Here is a 430-nt window from a genome sequence, read left to right on the forward strand (position 1 = left end):
CATGGCGGTGCAGTCGCTGCGTTCGGGGGAGTGCGACCTGGCCCTGGCCGGCGGGGTGACCGTCAACGCCACCCCCGCGGTTTTCGTGGAGTTCAGCCGCTGGCGCGGATTGTCCGTCGACGGCCGCTGCAAGGCCTACGCCAACGCCGCCGACGGCACCGGCTTCTCCGAGGGCGGCGGGATGCTGGTGGTGGAGCGGCTCTCGGATGCGCGGCGGTTGGGTCATCCGGTGCTGGCGGTGGTGCGGGGTTCGGCGGTCAATCAGGATGGTGCCTCCAACGGGTTGACCGCGCCCAACGGGCCGTCCCAGCAGCGGGTGCTGCGGGCGGCGCTGGCCAATGCGGGGCTTTCGGCGGCGGATGTCGACGCGGTCGAGGGGCACGGCACCGGTACGAGCTTGGGTGACCCGATCGAGGCGCAGGCGTTGTTG

Annotated in this window: 1 protein-coding gene; it reads left to right on the forward strand. The window is 72.1% G+C overall.

Annotation, left to right across the window (positions count from 1 at the left end; translation table 11 throughout):
• Positions 1–430, forward strand: a 430-nt coding sequence (locus FPZ47_RS27970) for a beta-ketoacyl synthase N-terminal-like domain-containing protein (protein WP_145039842.1), incomplete at both ends; no start/stop codon positions are given.

The sequence above is a fragment of the Mycobacterium helveticum genome, assembly GCF_007714205.1.
GTDB lineage: Bacteria > Actinomycetota > Actinomycetes > Mycobacteriales > Mycobacteriaceae > Mycobacterium > Mycobacterium helveticum.